Source organism: Nonomuraea zeae, from assembly GCF_005889725.1.
GTDB lineage: Bacteria > Actinomycetota > Actinomycetes > Streptosporangiales > Streptosporangiaceae > Nonomuraea > Nonomuraea zeae.
Window position 1 is genome coordinate 1 of the sequence record NZ_VCKX01000643.1, and the last position, 1,825, is coordinate 1,825.

The window sequence follows — 1,825 nt, forward strand, 5'->3', positions numbered from 1 at the left end:
CGGTACGCCTGCCGCCCGCCCCCGGCGAACCGGTCGCCGTGGTCGGGATCGGCTGCCGGTTCCCCGGGGCGCACGGGCCCGCGGCGTACTGGGAGCTGCTGATCGAGGGCCGCGACGCCGTCGGGCAGGTGCCGGAAGGGCGGTGGGAGGCGTTCGACGACGGGTCGGCGCGCACCGGGGAGGCGCTGGCGGGGACGCCCAGGCACGGCGGGTTCCTGGACGACGTCGCGGGGTTCGACGCGGAGTTCTTCGGCATCGCGCCGGGCGAGGCGGCGGCCATGGACCCGCAGCAGCGGCTGCTCCTGGAGACCGCCTGGGAGGCGCTCGAACACGGCGGCATCGCGCCCAGATCGCTGGCCGGAACGAGGACCGGCGTGTTCGCGGGCCTGTCCGGCAACGAGTACGCCCACCTGACCAGCGCCGACCTGGCCGCCGTCGACGCCTGGACGGCGACGGGCGCGGCGTTCAGCATCGCCGCCAACCGCCTGTCCTATCTCCTCGACCTGCGCGGGCCGTCCCTGGCCGTGGACACCGCCTGCTCCTCCTCGCTCGTCGCCGTCCACCTGGCGGTCGCCAGCCTGCGGGCGGGTGAATCCGACCTCGCGCTCGCCGCCGGCGTGAACCTCCTGCTCTCACCCATGATCACGCTCGCCTTCGAGCGCGGGGGCGGAACGGCGGCCGACGGGCGGTGCAAGGCGTTCGACGCCTGGGCGGACGGGATGGTCAGGGCCGAGGGGTGCGGGGTGGTGGTGCTCAAGCGGCTGGCGGACGCCGTACGGGCCGGGGACCGGGTGCTGGCGGTGATCCGCGAGAGCGCCGTCAACCAGGACGGCCGCTCGAACGGGCTGGTCGCACCCAACCCGGAGGCGCAGGAACGGCTGCTCAGGCAGGTGTACGAGGGGCTGGGGCGCGGGCCCGACTACATCGAGGCCCACGGGACCGGCACCCTGCTCGGCGACCCGATCGAGGCCCGGGCCATCGCCGCCGCGATCCCCACGCCGGTGCTGCTGGGCTCGGCCAAGACGAACCTGGGCCATCTGGAGGCCGCCGCCGGGCTGGCCGGGCTGATCAAGGCCGTCCTCGCCCTGCACCACGGCGTCATCCCGCCCAGCCTGCACTTCCGGCACCCGAACCCGCACATCCCATGGGACACCCTCCGCGTCGTCACCGCGCCCACGCCCTGGCCGAGGGCGGGCGCGCGGGCGGGCGTCTCGGCGTTCGGCTTCGGCGGCACCAACGCGCACGTCGTCCTGGACGCCCCCGGCCTGGACACGCGCGGCCCGGACTCGCCTGGGGCCCGTGGGCGGGCGGGCACGGCCAAGCAGGTCTTCCTGCTCACCGACACCACGGCGGACCGGGTCGGCGAGCACGCCAGGGCACTCGCCGCCTGGCGGCCCGCCGCCGACCTGCGGGACGTCGCCCACACGCTGGCCAGACGGGCGGGCCGTGGCAAGGTGGCGGCGGCCGTCGTCGCGGGGGACGCGGAGGAGCTGGCGGAACGGCTGCGTGCCGTCCGTCCCGCCGCACCGGTGACGGGGAAGGGGCCGGTGTGGGTGTTCGGCGGCTACAGCCCGCAGCCGCCCGCCATGGACCTGTACGCCGCCGAACCCGCCTTCGCCCGCGCGATCGACGACCTGGCCCCGCTGCTGGCCGCCGAGTCGGGGATCGACGTCCACGACCCGGCCCCCTCCGGCGTCGCCACGCTGCAGCCGATCGCCTTCGCGGTCCAGGTGGCCCTGGCGAACCTGTGGCGGGCCTACGGGTTCGAGCCGGCCGCGGTGATCGGCCACTCCATGGGGGAGGTGGCCGCCGCGGTGGTGGCGGG

The 1,825-nt window shown here is 76.3% G+C and carries 1 protein-coding gene; it reads left to right on the forward strand.

The annotated features are described in order from the left end of the window. The coding region (locus ETD85_RS62045) for a type I polyketide synthase (RefSeq protein ID WP_138699058.1) at positions 1-1,825 on the forward strand (1,825 nt) is incomplete at both ends.